General features: G+C 70.2%; 7 protein-coding genes. All 7 read left to right on the top strand.

The window, feature by feature from the left end:
• The first annotated feature begins 17 nt into the window (after window positions 1-17).
• The 7 genes from ABCR94_RS12770 to ABCR94_RS12800 all read left to right on the top strand — a co-directional run bounded on the left by ABCR94_RS12770 (window position 18) and on the right by ABCR94_RS12800 (window position 18,670).
• Window positions 18-1,076, top strand: a complete 1,059-nt coding sequence (locus ABCR94_RS12770) for a FecCD family ABC transporter permease (protein ID WP_347119379.1) — start codon at window positions 18-20, stop codon at window positions 1,074-1,076.
• Window positions 1,073-2,134: a FecCD family ABC transporter permease gene (locus ABCR94_RS12775; RefSeq protein ID WP_347119380.1), complete on the top strand. Its 1,062-nt coding sequence runs from the start codon at window positions 1,073-1,075 to the stop codon at window positions 2,132-2,134. The genes ABCR94_RS12770 and ABCR94_RS12775 overlap by 4 nt, the downstream gene beginning before the upstream one ends.
• Before the next feature lie 37 nt (window positions 2,135-2,171).
• Window positions 2,172-3,014 carry an ABC transporter ATP-binding protein gene (locus ABCR94_RS12780; protein WP_347119381.1) on the top strand — a complete coding sequence of 281 codons (843 nt, stop codon included), beginning with the start codon at window positions 2,172-2,174 and terminating at the stop codon, window positions 3,012-3,014.
• 143 nt (window positions 3,015-3,157) lie between these two features.
• Entirely contained in the window at window positions 3,158-4,207 is a 1,050-nt protein-coding gene (locus tag ABCR94_RS12785) for an iron-siderophore ABC transporter substrate-binding protein (RefSeq protein ID WP_347119382.1), read from the top strand.
• Window positions 4,208-4,257: 50 nt separating this feature from the next.
• Window positions 4,258-6,045, top strand: a complete 1,788-nt coding sequence (locus ABCR94_RS12790) for an ABC transporter ATP-binding protein (protein ID WP_347119383.1) — start codon at window positions 4,258-4,260, stop codon at window positions 6,043-6,045.
• A 57-nt stretch (window positions 6,046-6,102) separates the two neighbouring features.
• Window positions 6,103-16,983 (top strand): non-ribosomal peptide synthetase, encoded by a 10,881-nt coding sequence (locus tag ABCR94_RS12795; protein ID WP_347119384.1) that lies wholly within the window; start codon window positions 6,103-6,105, stop codon window positions 16,981-16,983.
• The gene (locus ABCR94_RS12800) at window positions 16,970-18,670 is read left to right on the top strand and encodes an ABC transporter transmembrane domain-containing protein (RefSeq protein ID WP_347119385.1); all 1,701 of its coding nucleotides are present in this window, start codon (window positions 16,970-16,972) and stop codon (window positions 18,668-18,670) included. The genes ABCR94_RS12795 and ABCR94_RS12800 overlap by 14 nt, the downstream gene beginning before the upstream one ends.
• The last annotated feature ends 19 nt before the right edge of the window (window positions 18,671-18,689 follow it).

Here is an 18,689-nt window from a genome sequence, read left to right on the forward strand (position 1 = left end):
GGATAACGTACATCGACATGTTCACGACTGCAGTTGAGCGACCCGCGCCCGTGGGTACGACGGAGGCCCGTCGGCGGCGGGTCGTGGGTTTGGGCGCGCTCGTGGTGATCCTTGTGATCGCGGCGGGGGTGTCGCTGGCCGTCGGCGCACGCGCGTTGACTCCTGCCGAGGTCTGGCACGGGCTGTTCGCGGTGCCCGACTCCGACTCGCGGCTCACCGAGATCAGGCTCATCGTGCAGACCGTGCGGGTGCCCCGGACCGTGCTCGCGATCGTGGCGGGCATCGCGCTGGGGGTCGGCGGTGCGCTGATCCAGGGGTACACACGCAATCCCATCGCCGACACCGGCCTGCTGGGGGTGAACGCCGGAGCGTCGTTCGCCGTCGTGTCGGTGATCGCCATATTCGGGTTCACCGACCCGTTCCAGTACGTCTGGTTCGCCTTTGTGGGGGCGGCGGTCGCCGGCGTCGTCGTCTTCGGCCTTGCGAGTATCGGCCGGGGGGCGGGCAACCCGTTGACGCTCGCCCTGGCCGGGCAAGGGATCACGGTGTTCCTCGCGGCGATGACCACGGCGGTCGCGCTGTCCGACCAGAAGTCGCTCAACGCGCTGCGGTTCTGGAACTCGGGCTCCGTGGCCGGTGTCCGATTCGACGTCATCTGGCCGGTGACCGTGTTCATCGCGATCGGATTGGTACTGGCACTGATCACCCTCCCTGCCCTCAACCTGCTCAACCTGGGCGACGACGTGGCGCGGGGGCTGGGGGTGAACATCGCGGTGAGCCGGACCATCGGCATCGTCGCCATCACCCTGCTGGCGGGCGCGGCCACGGCGGCCTGCGGCCCCATCGCGTTCCTCGGGCTCATGGTGGCCCACGGGGCCCGGTATCTGACCGGTCCTGACTACCGCTGGCTGGTGCCTTACGCGGGTCTGCTCGGAGCGGTCGTCCTGTTGGTCTGCGACATCGTGGGGCGCTTGGTGGTGCGGCCGGGTGAGTTGGACGCGGGTGTGGTGGTCGCCCTTCTCGGCGCCCCGTTCTTCGCGGTTCTGGTGTGGCGAGGAAAGTTCAAGAGCGCATGAACGGGACAGATGTGAAGCCTTTGGTGGCGCCGGGCGTTCGGCTCGGCCAAGTGTCGTTCGTATGGCGGCCCTGGCTTGTCCTGGTCACGCTGCTGCTGATGGCGGCGACCTTCCTGGTGTTCTGCCTCTCCCTCAGCGCCGGGGACTTCCCCATCGGCCTGTCCCGGGTGATCGCCACGATCCTCGGCCGGGGCGAGCAGGTCGACGAGTTCGTGGTCATGGATCTGCGGATGCCGCGCGCCCTGGCCGGTCTCATCGTGGGCATCGCGCTGGGGATGTCCGGGGCGATCACACAGTCCGTCGCGCGCAATCCGCTCGCCAGTCCCGACATCTTGGGGATCACCAGCGGGGCCAGCGCCGTCGCGGTGTTCCTGGTGACGGTGTCGGGCGGGACTGCCGCGGCGGTCGTCAGCTCGGTGGGCCTGTCCGCGGCGTCGCTCGCGGGCGGCCTCGGTACGGGTCTGCTGGTGTACTTCCTGGCGTGGCGACGCGGGATCGACGGCGTGCGGCTCATCCTCATCGGTATCTCGGTGAGCGCCGTGATGGAGGCGATCACGACCTGGCTGCTGGTCTCGGCCGACATCAGGGATGTGGCCAGGGCCCAGGCGTGGTTGGTCGGTTCGTTGGACAACCGGTCGTGGGACGAGGTCCGGATCGCCTTCTGGTGCACGCTCGTTCTCATGGTCGTCGTGGCCGGCGCCGCGTTCCAGTTCAAGCCGATGCACCTCGGTGACGACGTCGCCGCCGGCCTGGGCGTCCGGTATTCCAGGGTGCGGGCGGTCCTGCTGTTGTGCGCGGTCCTGCTGGCCGCTGTGGCGGTGAGCGTGGCAGGCCCGGTTCCGTTCGTCGCGCTGGTGGCGCCGCAGGTGGCGATGCGTCTGGCGAAGTGCCCGACGCCGCCGATGGTGGCCTCAGGCCTGGTGGGAGCGTTGCTGCTGATCGGCGCCGACCTGGTCGCCCGCTCGGCGCTGCCGATCACTCTGCCGGTCGGTGTGGTCACCGCCGCGATCGGCGGCCCGTTCCTCGTCTATCTGCTGGTGCGGGCGAACCTCAAGTAGATGGTAGAAAGTAAGGTGAACCTAATAAGGGGGGCTTGTGGTCGCTCAGTCCATCACCGAGATCGAGTCCGGGGCCAAGGACGTCTCACGGCTGGCAGCCAGGGGCATCACGGTCGGATACGGCGGCCGGCCAGTCATCGACGACCTCGATGTGGCGATTCCGCCAGGAGTGATCACCACGATCATCGGCCCCAACGGCTGTGGGAAGTCCACCCTGTTGCGCACCCTGACGCGGCTGCTCAAGCCGACCAGCGGGACGGTGGTGCTGGACGGCGAGGACATCGTCAAGCTCAAGACCAGGGACGTGGCGAAGAAGCTCGGTCTGCTGCCGCAGGCGCCGGTCGCGCCGGAGGGCTTGACGGTGGCCGACCTGGTCGCCAGGGGGCGTCATCCGCACCAGAGTTGGCTGCGGCAGTGGTCGTCGGACGACGCTGGCGTTGTGGAGCGCGCGCTGGCCATGACCGGGGTGTCCGACCTGGCCGACCGTCCCGTCGACTCGCTGTCCGGCGGCCAGCGCCAACGCGTCTGGATCTCGATGACCCTGGCCCAGGGCACCGACCTGTTGCTCCTTGACGAGCCGACCACCTATCTGGACCTGGCGCACGCGATCGACGTACTCGACCTGGTGGACGACCTGCACGAGTCGGGGTGCACCGTGGTCATGGTGCTGCACGACCTCAATCTGGCCACGCGCTACAGCGACAACCTCATCGTGATGCGGGCGGGATCGATCCTGGCGCAGGGGCATCCGCGTGACGTGATCACTGCCGAGTTGCTGCACGAGGCGTTCGGGTTGAACGCCAGAGTGATCGACGATCCGGTGGGCGATCGGCCGCTCATCGTGCCGATCGGCCGTACGCACGTCCGGCTCGATCCGTAGGCCCCTGGGGCAGGGGAAAGCCCAACTGGGTTCCGGCGACGGAAGCTTGAAAGTTAGGCTAGGCTAACCTCACTTGTGCACGATAAGGTTTGGCTGCCCTTGCAGGGGGGCGCAGTGGACAGTGCGACAGTAAGGAACTCCGAATGCTTCTCCAACGAACGACGCTTGTGAAGCCATGGCTGCGGGTGGCGACGGTACTGACCGCCGCGACCTTCGGTGTGGGCCTCCTCGCGGGATGCGGTTCCGACTCGGCGGACAAGAAGAGCGACGACGCCCCGGCTGCCGCCGCCGGTGCCTTCCCGGTCACCGTGGAGCACGCGTTCGGATCCACGAAGGTCACCAAGGCGCCCAAGCGGGTCGTCTCCGTGGGCTACACGGACGACCAGGCCATCCTGGCGCTCGGCACCAAGCCGGTCGGCATGGTCGACCAGTACCCGAACCCGGCGGGCAAGGCCCCCGACATCAACACCCAGTGGCCCTGGGTGAAGGACAAATGGGGCGACACCCGCCCCGAGGTCGTCATGAACAACGGTGACGCGGGCCCCAACTACGAGAAGATCGCCTCCCTGCGGCCGGACCTGATCGTCGCGGTCTACTCCGAGATCGACAAGGCCGCCTACGAGAAGCTCTCCAAGATCGCTCCGACGGTGGGCCGCACCAAGGGCGAGAAGGAGCCCTTCAGCGCGCCGTGGCAGGACAACGCGGTGCACATCGCCAAGGCGCTCGGCAAGGCGGACGAGGGCGCCGAGCTGGTGAAGGGCATCCAGACCAAGCTCGACACGGCCGAGAAGGCGAACCCCGGGTTCGCGAAGCAGACCGCTGTCGCGGTGTCCTGGTACAAGGACGCGGTGGTGCCGTTCACCTCCACCGACGTGCGCGGACGGCTGGTGACGGGCATCGGATTCAAGTACCAGACCAAGATCGACGAGATCGCGGACGGCGGCTTCTCCGTCCCGCTGTCCCCCGAGCGCATGGACCTGGTCGACGTCGACCGCATCTTCGTCATCAATGACAAGGCGGACACGGAAGCGCTGAAGAAGTTCGAGCTGTTCACCAACCTGCCCGCCGTCAAGAACGGCAAGGTCTCGTACCTGCTGGACAGCGAGGGCCCGGCGGTCGGTGCGGCCATGTCCCAGGGCACGCTGCTGTCCCTGCCGTACGCGATCGACGAGCTCGCCAAGTCGGTCGACTAAGAAATGACGATCGCACCGTCCCGTCGTCCCCGGCAAGATTTGGTCTCTTTGTGAGTATCACCGACACCCGCGTCGCCCCGACAACCCTGCGCACGGCGGCCGGAGGTGAGGCCACCGGGTGGGTCGCGGCGCACTGCCGCCGGGCCCCGTGGCTGACGGCATCCACCGTGCTCACCACAGTGGCCGGGGCGGCGCTCCAGGTGCTCCCGGTGCTCCTGCTGAGCCGGGTGGTCGACGGGGTGGTCGGGGGCGAATCGCGCTCGGTGCTGGTCACGGTCGGGGTCGTGATGGTGGCCGCCGCGCTGCTCGGCGCGGCGGCCACCGCGGCGTCGACGTACCTGATCGGGCGGCTGGGAGCGGATCTGCTCGCGCAACTGCGGGAAGCCGCCGTCCGGGCGGTCCTGGGGATGCCGAGCGCGCGCATCGAGCAGGTCGGCCGGGGCGACGTGCTGTCCCGGGTCGGTGACGATGTGGCCGTGCTGTCCAAGGGCATCCGCACGGCCGTCCCCACGGTGTTCTCGGCGGGAGTGCTGGTCGCCATCGCGACGGTCGGCATGTTCGGCCTTGACTGGCGGCTCGGCCTGGCCGGTGCCTGCGCGCTGCCCGCCTACGCGCTGGCGCTGCGCTGGTATCTGCCCCGGTCCGCACCGCTCTACCGCAAGCAGCGGGTGGCCCAGGCCGACCGCGCGCAGGCGCTGATCAGTGGTCTGAACGGGATCGACACGGTCCGGGCGTACCGCCTTGAGGGCGCCGTCCGCGAGAAGGTCACCCAGGAGTCGTGGCGGGTGCGTGAACTCGGCATCGAGGTGTTCCGGTTCTTCGGCCGCTTCGTCGGCAGGGAGAACCGCGCCGAGTTCATCGGGCTGGTACTGATCCTCGTGGTGGGGTACGCCCTGCTGGAGGCCGACGCCGCCACCCTGGGCGAGGTGTCGGCGGCCCCGCTGATGTTCCACCGGTTGTTCACCCCGCTGGGCGCCATCATGTTCACCTTCGACGAGGCGCAGAAGTCCGGCGCGAGCCTCACCCGCCTGGTCGGGGTGTTGGGGGAGCCCGCGGAGGACCGGTTGGTGGGCGACGTGTCCGTCGCGCCGGCGGACGCCGCGCCCTACCCGGTGACGGTGGATGGGCTGACGTTCAGTTATCCCGACACCGAGGAACCGGTCCTGCGGGATGTGAGCCTGTCCATCCCGGCCGGCGGTTCGCTCGCCCTGGTAGGGGCGACGGGCGCGGGCAAGTCGACCCTGGCCGCGCTGATCGCCGGCATCGGGACCCCGCAGGCCGGGTCGGTACGCATCGGCTCGCACGACCTCGCCGGTATGGACGAGGCCGCGGCGCGGGTGTTGGTGAGCATCCTGACGCAGGAGACACATGTGTTCTCGGGGCCGCTCGCCGACGACCTGCGGCTCGCCGCGCCCGACGCGAGCGATGCCCGGCTGACGGACGCGTTGCGTACGGTCGGCGCCGGCGGGTGGGTCGAGCTGCTGCCCGACGGGCTGAACACCATGGTCGGCGAGGGCGGTGAGCGCCTGGACGTCACCAAGGTCGCCCAGGTCGCCCTGGCCCGGCTGGTGTTGAGCCGCTCGCCGGTGGTGGTGCTCGACGAGTCGACCGCGGAGGCGGGCAGCGAGGGCGCCGCCGAGCTGGAGCGAGCCGTGCTGGCCGCGTGCGCGGGCCGCACCACGCTGCTTGTGGCGCACCGGCTGACCCAGGCGACGGCGGCGGACCGGGTCGCCGTGCTGGACGCGGGACGCGTGGTGGAAGAGGGAACGCACGAGGAGTTGGTGGCTCTGGGCGGCCAGTACGAGCGTCTGTGGCGCGCCTGGCGAGAAGGTAGTTAGGCGAACCTAAGTTAGGTTAGGCTGACCTGTATGCCTTGGAAGGATACTGAGTCTTCGATGATGGAACCGAGCGCTCCCCGCGTACTGCTTTCTCCCGCCCGCCTGGCCGATGTGCGCCGGCGAACCGGCGACTACGGTGACCGGACCATCGTCGAAGCATGCGCCATCGCACTGTCGTACTGGACGACGGGCCACAGTCCCGACGGCATCGACCTCACCTCCGGCACGCTGTTCGCCGACGTCCTCGGGTGGATCGACAACGGCGGTGCGGGCAGCGGGGATTGGCAGGTCGGTACGGACGGCCGGAGCATCACCGTCCCCGACGGAGTCGGGCCGGCCGACGCGCAGCTCGCGCTGGACGACCTGGCCGACTTCCCGGACCGGCCCATCGGCACCATCAGCCCGTCCAGCATCCCGGCGAGGATCGCAGCCCTGGCCGAGTGGAACGACACCCGGGCCGACCGGGTCCGCCCGACCATCATGGAGATGTTCCATGAGCAGGTGCGCGGCAGGCCGGACGCCGTCGCCATCGTCGACGAGTACCAGTCGCTGACCTACCGTCAGGCAGCCGAACGCTCCAGCCAGTTGGCCCATCACCTGATCGAACGCGGCCTCACCTCCGAGCAGGTCGTCGGTATCTCGCTGGGCCGCTCCGCCGACATGGTCATCGGGCTCCTCGCCGTGCTCCAGGCGAAGTGCGCGTTCGTACCGTTCGATCCGCAGTGGCCGGCCGCGCGCCGAGCCGTCGTCGTCGAGGACGCCCGGGTCGTACTGCAGCTCAACACATCGGGTGAGCACGGCGAGGGTGAACCGGACGCCGTGGCCGTCGACCTCGCCGACTGGAAGTTCGGTGCCTACCCCACCGAGGCACCCGAAGCGACCGTGCCCGGCACGGCCCTGGCGTATGTGATCTTCACGTCCGGTTCGACCGGGCGGCCCAAGGGCGCCATGATCCGCCACGAGGCGATCAGCGAGCGCCTGCTGTGGCAGGTCAATGAGATCCTGGGCTTCGGCCACGACGACGCGTCGCTGTTCAAGGCGCCGCTGTCCTTCGACATCTCCATCAACGAGATATTCCTGCCGCTGGTGTCCGGCGGCAGGCTGGTCATCCTGCGGCCCGGCGGCGAGCGGGACCCGCACCACCTGCTGAGCGTGATCGCCGAGCAGCGCGTCACCTTCACCTACCTGGTGTCGTCCATGCTTGACGTGCTCCTTGAGATGGCGGGCGACTCCGGCCGCCTCAGCAGCCTGCGGCACGTGTGGTGCGGCGGCGAGGTGCTGACACCGGAGCTCTACGAGCGGTTCCGCACCCAGCTCGACATCCCCCTCTACCACGGCTACGGCCCGGCCGAGACGACCATCGGTGTCTCCCACGTCATCTACCGTGGCGCGGCCGAGCGCCTGTCGACGTCGATCGGCAAGGCCAACCCCAACACCCAGCTGTACGTGCTGGACGACGAACTGCGCCCGGTCCCGGTCGGGGTCGGCGGCGAGCTGTACGCGGGAGGACTCCTCCTGGGACGCGGATACGTCAACGCACCGGGCCTCACGGCGTCCCGGTTCGTGGCGAATCCATTCGCCGGGGACGGGTCGAGGCTGTACCGGACCGGTGACCTGGCGCGTTTCGCCCCGGACGGGTCGCTGGACTTCCTCGGCCGCGCCGACAACCAGATCAAGATCCGAGGCATGCGGCTGGAGATCGAGGACGTCGAGGCCAGCCTCGCGGAACACCCCGGCGTACGGCACACCTGCGTCGTCGCGAAGAAGAACACGGCGGGCGGCACCTACCTGGTGGGGTACGTGATCCCGGCCGCCGGCCACGAGGACCTGCAGGCCGACGAGGCCAAGGCGTGGGCCACTCAGCACATGGTGGAGTACATGGTGCCCACCCACCTCGTCGTGATGAAGCAGTTCCCGCTCACCGCGAACGGCAAGGTCGACCGGGCCGCCCTGCCGGAGCCCGTGATCGGCACAGGCTCCGTCGTGGCGCCCGCCACCGACAACGAGCGCGTGGTGTGCACGGCCGTCGCGGCCGTCCTTCGGCTGGAGAAGGCCGGTGTCGACCAGGACTTCTTCCAGCTCGGCGGAGACAGCATCCTGGCGATCTCACTGCTTAGCGCGCTGCGGAACGAGGGCCTCTATGTCACCGCGCGGCAGATCTTCACCCACAGCGTCCTCGGGGCACTGGCCGCGGTGGCGAGCCGCGAAGACGTCTCCGCCGTCGACACCGGCGATGTCGCGACCGGCTCCGTCGTGGGATCGCCCATCGTGCAGTGGCTCGGCGAGACCACGGACGCGATCGACGGCTTCGTACAGTCGGTCGTACTGAACACGCCGGCGGACCTGACCGCCGACGCACTCGACGAGATCCTCGCCGCGGTGCTCGGGCGCCACGACATGCTGCGCGCCAAGCTGGTGCGCGGCGAGCGCTGGAGCTTCGACATCCCGCAGGCCGGCCAGGCCGACGCGGGGTGGCAGGAGAGCGACCGCCCGCTCGACGAGTGCATCGCGCTCGCAACCGACGGGCTCGACCCCGACAACGGAGTGATGCTGCGCGCCGTCTGGCAGCGCGAGGCACAGCAACTGGTCCTGGTCGCCCACCATGTCGTGATCGACGGCGTGTCCTGGCGGATCCTGATGGACGATCTGGCCGCGGCATGGCGCCAGTTGACCTCGGGCACACCGATCGACCTGCCCCCCGTGGGCACGTCGTTCAGGCGCTGGACGCAGTTGCTGGGGCACGCGACATCCGACAGCGACCGTACCCACTACCAGCGGCCCCTGCCGGGAGTGGATGCACCGTTGGGCAGGCGTGCGCTGACCGAAGCCGACACCGTCGCCCGCGAGCGGACGCAAAGCGTCTCCATCGGGCCCAAGGACACGGCCGCGCTGCTGGGCGAGATACCCGCCAAGTTCCACGCGGGCGTCAACGACGTGCTGCTGACCGCGCTCGCCGTCACCCTCGCCCGGTGGCGCCGTGACCGTGGACAGGATCAGACGTTCGCCCACATCGAACTGGAGGGACACGGCCGCGAGCAACGCTTCGTGGCAGGCGCCGCCGGTTTCGAGCCCGATCTGTCGTGCACCGTGGGCTGGTTCACCACCCTGTTCCCAGTGACCGTGGACCCCGGTACGGCAGCCGACTTCACCGCACCCGAGTACCTGGCCGCCACCCTCAAGGCGGTCAAGGAGGACCTCGCCCGGGTGCCGAGCAACGGCGTCTCCTACGGCGCCCTGCGGTACCTGACCAACACCGCGCTGACCGCGCCCGCACCGCAGGTGCTGTTCAACTACCTGGGCCGCTTCGACGCGGGCCTGGCCGGAGCCTGGCAACTCGCGGGCACCACAGGGCAGTTGGGCGAGAAGCGCGACCCGAGGATGCGCATGCCGCGCGCCCTGGAGTTCAACGCGATCGCCGAACCCGACGCGAGTGGCGCGTACGAACTGGTCACCACCATCTCCTGGCCCGAGGGGATATTCACCGACGAGGACATCGCAACCCTCGGCGAGTACTTCCGGGCGGCCCTGGCCGCGCTGGCCGCACTCGAAGAAGGCGGCCACTCTCCCAGCGACTTCGCCCTGGTGCCGCTCACCCAGGCCGATGTCGACGACCTGGACGGCCCGGCGCTGCGGGACATCCTGCCGCTGACCCCCTTGCAGGAAGGCCTGTACTTCCACTCGGTCTTCGACGACGACGCGACGGGCAGCTACGTCGAGCAGCAACTGTTGACGCTGGACGGCGACGTGGACGCCGACCGGCTCGCGGCGGCAGCCACCCGGCTGCTCACGCTGTACCCCAACCTGGCCGCCCGGTTCACGGCCCTCGCCGACGGCCGTGTCGTCTCCGTACTCGAAAGCGGTGTGCAGGCGCCCTTCACCACGCTGGACCGCCCCGCCATCACCGACGAAGAGATCCGCGACCACGCCGAGCGTGACCGCCGCGCCGGTTTCGACCTGGCCACCGGGCCGTTGATGCGCTACACGCTCATCCGCGCCGGGTCCGGCCGCAACGTCCTGGTGCAGACCGTGCACCACATCATCGCCGACGGCTGGTCGGTGCCGCCGATGCTCCGCGCGCTGCTGGCCGAGTACTCGGCGCCGGGAACCGTCTACCCGCTCGGCGGCTACCGCGACTACGTGAGCTGGCTCGCCGAACGCGACCAGGACGAGAGCGACCGGGTGTGGGGCGACGAACTCGCCGCTCTGCCAGGCCCCTCGCTGGTCGCCGAGGGGCACACCCCCTCGGAGCGGTTCGCCGACATCGCCGCTGAGCCCGCCGACGACATCGACGCGGCCGTCCGCTCCGCCGGCGTGCCTTTGAGCGTGGCCGTGCACAGCGCGTGGGCGCTGACACTGGGCGGCATCCTGCACGGCACGGACGTCGTATTCGGGTCCACGGTCTCCGGGCGCGACGCGGAGGTGCCCGGCATCGGGGACATGGTGGGCCTGTTCATCAACACCATTCCCGTGCGCGCCCGTTGGGCCGGTACCACCACGGCCCGCGACCTGCTCGCCGCGGTGAAGGAACACCAGAGCGCGGTGCTGGCGCACCAGCACGTCTCACTGGCGAGGATCGGCCGCGAGGCCGGCGCCGGCTCCCTGTTCGACACCCTGGTGGTGTTCGACGTCGCGACCGACGTCGACGCACTGCGCTCGCCCGGCGACGAGCTGGTCATCACCGACATCGTCAACGAGGGTGCCCCGCACTATCCGTTGACGCTGGTGGTGGAGCGCGCACTCGACGGCCGTCCGCGCTTCAACCTGATCTACGACGGGGAACTGCTGCGCCGGGAGAGCGCCGAGGCGATCCTGCACACGTTCACCCGGACCCTCACCGGCCTGCTCGACCGGCCAAACGCCCCGGTCGGCGAGCTGGCCCCCGAGGCCGGCCGGCGCCCGGCGCCGATCACCCCCGCGACCCTGGGCGAACTTTTCGATGCCGCCGCGAACCGTGACCCGGCAGCCACCGCCGTCACCCAATGCGCTCTCGACGGCGCTACCCTGTCACTGACGTACGGCGAACTGGCGACCGCCAAGAACGAGCTGGCCTCGGCCCTGTGCACGGCCGGTGTCGGCTCCGGAAAGCGGGTCGCCATCGCTGTCCCGCGCTCCCTCGAACAGGTCGTCGCCCTGGTCGCGGTCGTCACCGCGGGCGGCGCGTACGTGCCGTTGGACCTGGCGTACCCGGACGAACGGCTGGAGTACATCCTCGCCGACGCCGCTCCGCAGGTCGTACTCGTGGACCGGGACCAGCACGACCGCTTCACCCGACTGCTGGCCCGAGCAGGCGTACAGGCCCGCGTGCTCGTCCAGGGCGATGAGCTGCCTTCGGCCTCCACCGCGCCCGAGGTGAGCTGGCACGACCCCGCGTACGTGATCTACACGTCCGGCTCGACCGGCAGGCCCAAGGGCGTCGTCGTCCCGCACTCCAGCGTGGTGACGCTCCTTGCGAACACCCGCCCCGACATGGACTTCGGCCCGCACGACGTATGGGTCCAATTCCACTCCTTCTCCTTCGACTTCGCGGTCTGGGAACTGTGGGGCGCGCTGGTGCACGGCGGTGAACTGCTGGTGCCGGAGTACGGGCTGACCCGCTCCCCGGTCGACTTCCACCGGCTGGTCCGCGAGCGGTCGGTGACCGTGCTCAACCAGACCCCGTCGGCGTTCTACCAGTTCATCGAGGCCGACCGGCACGCTGGTGAGCCGGTCACGGCGCTGCGCCGGATCATCTTCGGCGGCGAGGCACTGGATCTCGGGAAGCTGCGCGGCTGGGTCGAGCGGCACGGCACCGGTTCGCCCGAGCTGGTCAACATGTACGGCATCACCGAGACCACCGTCCACGTCACCCACCGCGTGCTGACCGACGAGGACTTCGGCCACGGCGCCGACGTCAGCCCGATCGGCGGTCCGATCCCCGGCCTGCTCACCTACCTGCTCGACGACCGGCTCCGGCCGGTGCCGCCGGGCCGGGTGGGCGCCATCTACGTCGCCGGCGACCAGGTGTCGCTCGGCTACCTGGGCAGGGCCGGGCTCACCGCGGGCCGGTTCGTGGCCAACCCGTTCGCGGCCGACGGCTCTCGCATGTACCACACGGGCGACCTCGCCCGCCGCACGCTCGACGGCGAGCTGGAGTTCACCGGCCGCGCCGACGACCAGGTGCAGCTCAAGGGATTCCGCATCGAGCTCGGTGAAGTGGAGTCCGCGGTCAGAGAACTCGACGGTGTGGTCGATGTGGCCGTCACCGTGGCGGACAGCGGCGACCAGCTCGTCGCGCACATTGTGGGACAGGTGCCCGGTGACTTCGCCGCCCTGCTGTCCACCAGGCTGCCCGTGCACATGGTGCCTGGCCGGGTCCTGCCGGTCGACATCCTCCCGCTGACGGTCAACGGCAAGCTGGACCGTAAGGCCCTGACCGAGCGCGCCGCACGGGACGACACCCCGGTGGCCGCGAGCGACTCCGCGCTCATCGCGCTGATCGACATCTTCGCCCAGACGCTGCCCGGCGCCGATGTGGACGCCGACACCGATTTCTTCGGCGCCGGAGGCGACAGCATCGTCGCCATCACCGTGATCAACCGGGCCAGGGCGCTCGGCCTGCCGATCGCCCCCCGCGACGTGTTCCTGTGGAAGACACCGCGCGCCCTCGCCGACCACGTGGCCACGCGCACCCCGCAGACCGTGACGGCCGCGCCGTCCCGCCGGGAGGACGGCCCGCTGCCGGCCACACCGATCATCCTGCGCCAGCGTGAACTGGGCGGTTCGCTGGCCCGGTTCGCCCAGGCCAGGACGCTGGTGGCAGCCGAGGGCACCGACCTCGCCGACGCCCGGCGCGCCGCGAACGCCGTCGTGGCCGCACACCCGGCCCTCCGGTTGCGGCTGCGCGTCGAGCACGGCGTGTGGTCCCTGCGCACCGGACCCGCCCGCGAGGTCACCGTCGCCCGCACGGACGCCGCCGATGCCACGGCCGCGGCGAACGAAGCCGCCGGACGGCTCGACCCCGAATCCGGAGACGTCATCGCCTTCTCCTGGCTGGAGGCGAGCCGGACCCTGGTGGTCACCGTGCACCACATCGCCGTCGACGCAGTGTCCTGGCTGGTCCTCCTCGACGACCTGGCCACCGCCATGAGCGGGGCTGACCTGGCGCCGCCGACCACGTCCTACGCCGAGTACGCCGAAGCACTGGCGGTACGGTCCACCGAGGTGATCGACGACCTCGGAGACTGGATCACCACGCTCCGGGCGCCCGCGCTGCTGCCCGCGGTCCAGGACCTGCGCGAGACCACGGTCGTACTCGCGCCCGAGGTGAGCGAGCGCTTGACGCGCAGTGCGCCCGCCGCACTCGGCGTGGGTCTCACCGAGTTGCTGTGCGGCGCGCTGCGCACCGCGCTGACACACATTCAGCCCACGCCCACCGATCTCACGATCGAACTGGAGCGGCACGGCCGGGTCCCGGCCCTGGAACACCACGACTACACCCGCACCATCGGCTGGTTCACCTCCATCGCACCGCTACGGCTCACGGCACACACCGAGCCCGTCGCGGCGGCCCGCGAGGTCGCCGAACGCCAGCCGGACGAGTGCGGGCACGTCGCCTACGGCCAGCTCAGGTACCTCAACCCGCAGACGGCGCCGCTGCTGAACGCCCGCCCGCAGGTGCTGTTCAACTACCTCGGCCGGGGCAGCGAGTCCCAGGCGCTGCACCTCACCGGCGGCGACCAGGGCAGCCCGTACGCCGTCGAGGTCAACGCGTGGATCGACGATGCCACCGGAAGCCTGCACGCGGCCTTCACCCTCGCCGCGGGCATACCCGACGAGATCACCGAGCACTGGCGCAGCGCACTTGAGCACATCGCCGGCGCCGCCGCGACGGCCGAGCGCACGGCGCCGGTCACCCCGCTCCAGCGAGGCCTGTACTTCCAGGCCCAGATGGCGGGCACGGCCGGATACTACGTGGCGCAGAGCTACTTCACCTTCGACCGGCGCCTGGACACCGACGCGCTGGCCGAGGCGATGGCGTACGTGATCGCGCGGCACCCCGTCGTGGGCGCCGGCTTCACCACCGACGACAACGGAAACCCGGTCCAGGTCCTCAAGATGGGCCGGAAGGTCGATGTCCACACGGTCCGTCTGACGACGGACGCCGACGTCGAAGCCTTCCGCACCCGGGACCGCGAGTCGGGATTCGACCCGGGTGAGCCCCCGCTGATCCGGGTGACCGTGGTGCGCCTGCCCGACGGCCGCGACGGCCTGCTGCTGAGCTACCATCTGCTGCTCTGGGACGGCTGGTCCCGCGAGATCCTGCTGGGCGACCTGTTCGACGCCTACCAGGCCGTCGTCGCGGGCGAGCCGCTGGACGCCACCCCGGCCACGCCGAGCTTCGAGGATTACGCCCGGACGCTCGACGCCAAGGACCCCGCGGTGTCGAACCGCTTCTGGGCGGAGCACCTGTCGGGGCTGTCAGGTCCGACGCTGCTCGCCGGGCCGACCCCCTCCGTCTCGGACGACCTGCCGCGCGCTCTCGTACACACACTCTCCGCCGAACTGTCGGAGCTGCTGCGGGACGCGGCCAGGGAGCACGGCGTCACACTCAACTCGGTGCTGACCGGCGCGTTCGGCCTGCTGCTCGGCGCCCACACGGGCCGCAGTGACGCCGTGTTCGGCGTGACCGTCTCGGGCCGCGAGGGCGAGGGCCACGAAAGCATCGTCGGTGTGCTGCTCAACACGGTCCCCACATGGACGCGGGCACGGCCCGACGACACGGTCGGCGCCTACCTGTCGGCCGTACAGGCGGACCGGGTCGCGGCGATGGAGCACGAGCACCTGGGGCTCGGCGAGATCCAGCGGGCCTGCGGGCAGGACACCCTGTTCGACAACCTGTTCGTACTCCAGAACTTCCTGGACCTCGACGCGTTCGCCGAGATGAACACCAGGCACGGCGTCACCTCGGTGAAGGCCGACGACTCCACGCACTACCCGTTCACCTGGGTCGTCACGCCCGGCGACCGGCTCACGGTCAAACTGGAGCACCGCGACCGCGAACCGGACGACGCCCGTCGTCTCCTCGACGACTACCTTCGCGTCCTTGAGGACGTGGCCCGGTCGACGGGCAAGGTGGGCGCGCTGCGAGGGCTGGGAGCCGATCCCAAGCCCGCGGATCGCACCGAAGTCGGCACCGACACCGTCGTCGACCGCTTCGACCAGGCGGCGGACCGTGATCCGCAGCGGATCGCGCTCGTCGCCGACGGCTCGACCATGACCTTCGCCCAACTCCGCGACCGCAGCCGTGCGGTGGCGGGAGTGCTCGCCCGGCGGGGCATCGGCCCCGAGACGACCGTGGGCCTGGCGATCCCGCGCTCACTCGACTCGATCGTGGCGCTGTTCGCCGTGCTGCGCGTCGGCGCCGCGTATGTGCCGCTGGAACTGGACCACCCCGACGAGCGGATCGCGGCGATCGTCGCGGACGCCCGCCCCGAGGTGATCCTCACCGTGAGCGCGGTGTCACCCCGGTTGAGCGGCGACCTGATCGAGCTGGACCGCCCCCTCACCGGGACCGAACCGTATGTGACGTTCGCACCGGACGACCCGGACCGCCTGCGCCACCCCGCCTACACGATCTACACCTCCGGCTCTACGGGGAAGCCCAAGGGCGTGGTGACCGAGTATGCCGGGCTCACCAACATGCTCATCAACCACCAGCGGCGGATCTTCGAGCCGGTCCTCGCGGAGCACGACCACCGGGTCTTCAAAATCGCGCACACCGTGTCGTTCGCGTTCGACATGTCGTGGGAGGAACTGCTGTGGCTCGCCGACGGCCACGAGATCCACATCTGCGACGAGGAACTGCGCCGTGACGCACCCCGGCTGGTCGCGTACTGCCTCGAACACGGGATCGACGTCATCAACGTGACCCCGACCTACGCACAGCAGCTGGTGGCCGAGGGCCTGCTCGACAACCCGGCACGGCGCCCGGCGCTGGTGCTCCTTGGCGGCGAGGCCGTCACCCCGACGCTGTGGCACCGGCTCGCCGAGACCGAGGGGACGGTCGGCTACAACCTGTACGGACCCACCGAGTACACCATCAACACCCTCGGCGTCGGCACCTTCGAATGCCTGGACCCGGTCGTGGGCGTGGCGATCGACAACACCGAGGTGTACGTCCTCGACCCGTGGCTGCGGCCCCTGCCCGACGGAGTTCCCGGCGAGCTGTACGTATCGGGCATCGGCATCGCACGCGGCTATCTCGGGCAGAGCGCCCAGACCGCGCACCGCTTCGTCGCGTGCCCGTTCGGCGACCCCGGCGAGCGCATGTACCGCACCGGGGACCTGGTCATCCGGCGGCCCGACGGGAACCTGACGTACCTGGGCCGCACCGACCAGCAGGTCAAGATCCGCGGGCACCGGGTCGAACTGGGCGAGGTCGAGGCCTTGTTCGCGGCCCACCCGGCAGTGCGGTTCGCCGCCGCGGTCGCCCAGCCCGACCCACAGGTCGACGGCGCGTACCGGCTGGCCGCCTATCTCGTGCTGGACGGCTCCGACTTGGCGACGGTCGCCGGCGAAGTGGGCTCCGGGCTGCCGGACTTCCTGCGCCCGACGCACTACGCCCAGGTCGACAGCATCCCGCTGACCGTGAACGGGAAGGCCGACACCAAGGCGTTGCCGGAGGCCAAGCCGCTCGGCGCGCTGACCACCGCCGGAGAACGCGGCCCGGAGACCGAGACCGAGACCACCGTGTGCGAGTTCTTCGCCGAGGCACTGGACCTGGACGACGACGAGGTGAGCGCGGTGAGCGATTTCGTGTCCCTCGGCGGGCACTCCATGCTGGCGGTGCGGCTGATCGGGCTGCTCCGCCGGGAATACGGACCTGTGATCACCATCCGTGATCTCTTCACCCTGCGAACCCCGGAAGCGATTGCCCGCCACCTTGATGAAAACTCCTGACACGCAGCGACCCCGCCCGGGGTCGGACATCCTGCGGACCGCACTGCGCCGCAACACCGGGGCCATGGTCTGGGGCACCGTCCTCATGGGCCTGTACCAGGCAGGGGAGACGGCCTTCCCCATCGCGCTCGGCCTGATCGTGGAGCACACGATGCAGGACCGCAGTCTGGGCGCGCTCGGCCTGTCGATCGCCGCGCTGGCCGTGATCATCACGACGGTGTCGCTGTCGTGGCGGTTCGGCATGCGCGTGCTGCAGAAGGCCAACACGACCGAGGCGCACCGCTGGCGGGTCCGGGTGGCCGCCTGCGGGCTCCAGCCGGTGGCCAGGGACGTCGACCTGAAGTCCGGCGAAGTGCTGACCATCGCCACCGAGGACGCCGACCAGACCGCCGACATCGTCGAGGTGGTGCCGCTGCTGATCAGCTCCCTGGTCGCGGTGGTGGTCGCGGCGGTCGCGCTGGGCCTGGCCGACATCAGGCTCGGCCTGCTGGTGATGGCGGGGACCGTCGCGATCCTGTCGATCCTGGCCGTGATGTCCAAGCGGATCGGCGCCAGTACCCAGGAACAGCAGGCCCGGGTGGCGCGGGCGGGCGCGAAGGTCGCTGACCTGATCATCGGCCTGCGCCCGCTGCACGGCTTCGGTGGCAACCACGCGGCGTTCGGGTCCTACCGGAAGGTCAGCGCGGACGCGAAGCGCCAGGCCATCACCGTCGCCAAGGTGAACGGCACGTACGCGGGCACCGCGCTGGCCCTCAACGCAGTCCTCGCCGCAGCCGTGTCCCTGACGGCGGGCTGGCTGGCGTTCGGCGGCCAGATCACCATCGGTGAACTGGTCATGGCCGTGGGCCTCGCGCAGTTCATCATGGAACCGCTCAAGTTGTTCTCGGAGATGCCCAAGTACGTGATGATCGCGCGTGCTTCGGCCGCGCGGATGGCGCTCGTGCTCACCGCGCCGCCGATCACGACCCCGGGCCCGCAGCGCCCGGCCGCGGGCGGAGACCTACAGGTCGACTGCGTCCGGTACGGGTCCTTGCGCAAGCTGAAGTTCGAGGTGGCCGCCGGCGAGTTCGTTGCGATCGCCGCCTACCAGCCACGCGCGGCGGCCGACCTCGCGTCGGTCCTCGCGGTGAACGTCGCGCCCCATGCGTACGAAGGAGTGGTGCGGGTCAGCGGGCAGGCGCTCGCGGACCTGTCGATCGAGGCGGTCCGCGAGCACATGCTGGTGAATCCGTACGACGGGGAGATCTTTGCGGGGACCCTCCGCACGAACATCGACCCGTCGGGCACCAGCCGGACGATTTCCGAGGCCGTCGAGGCGTCCATGCTGACCGATGTCGTCGCCCTCCACCGCGACGGGCTCGACTACGCGGTCCGCGACCGCGGGGCGAACCTGTCCGGGGGGCAGCGACAGCGGCTGTCCCTGGCCCGTGCCTTGGCTGCCGACACCGACGTACTGGTCCTGCGCGACCCGACGACAGCCGTCGACGCGGTCACCGAGCAGCTCATCGCGCGCAACGTCGCGGAGCTGCGCCGCGGCCGGACCACGGTCGTGCTCACCAGTAGTCCGGCCCTCCTGGACGCCGCCGACCGTGTTCTGGTCCTGGACGACGGTGTCATCACCGCAGAGGACACCCACCGCAACCTGCTGGCAGGCGACGCGGACTACTGCCTGGCCGTGGCGAGGTGAAGCGCCGGGCGGTTCCGGG

The sequence above is a fragment of the Streptomyces changchenzhani genome (assembly GCF_039766235.1).
In the GTDB taxonomy this organism is placed as follows: Bacteria; Actinomycetota; Actinomycetes; order Streptomycetales; family Streptomycetaceae; genus Streptomyces.